The organism is Photorhabdus kleinii (assembly GCF_025384885.1).
In the GTDB taxonomy this organism is placed as follows: Bacteria; Pseudomonadota; Gammaproteobacteria; order Enterobacterales; family Enterobacteriaceae; genus Photorhabdus; species Photorhabdus kayaii.
The window spans coordinates 1-560 of sequence record NZ_JAJAFY010000165.1 but is presented as its reverse complement, the minus strand read 5'-3'; the positions used below and the strand labels follow the sequence as shown (position 1 = coordinate 560).

Sequence of the window (560 nt, the reverse complement as noted above, 5' to 3'; positions counted from 1 at the left end):
TGTAAGGTTAAGCCTCTCGGTTCATTAGTACTGGTCAGCTCAATGCATCGCTGCACTTACACACCCAGCCTATCCACGTCTTCGTCTTAAACGTTCCTTCCGTGACCTCAAGTCAAGGGAAGACTCATCTCAAGGCAAGTTTCCCGCTTAGATGCTTTCAGCGGTTATCTCTCCCGCACTTAGCTACCGGGCGATGCCATTGGCATGACAACCCGTACACCAGCGGTGCGTCCACTCCGGTCCTCTCGTACTAGGAGCAGCCCCTTTCAATCTTCCTGCGCCCACGGCAGATAGGGACCGAACTGTCTCACGACGTTCTAAACCCAGCTCGCGTACCACTTTAAATGGCGAACAGCCATACCCTTGGGACCTACTTCAGCCCCAGGATGTGATGAGCCGACATCGAGGTGCCAAACACCGCCGTCGATATGAACTCTTGGGCGGTATCAGCCTGTTATCCCCGGAGTACCTTTTATCCGTTGAGCGATGGCCCTTCCATGCAGAACCACCGGATCACTAAGACCTACTTTCGTACCTGCTCGAGCCGTCACTCTCGCAGT

General features: G+C 54.3%; 1 rRNA gene. It reads right to left on the bottom strand.

What is annotated here, in order from left to right:
• Positions 1-3 precede the first annotated feature (3 nt).
• A 23S ribosomal RNA gene (locus LG003_RS23200) occupies positions 4-560 on the bottom strand; the annotation flags it as partial.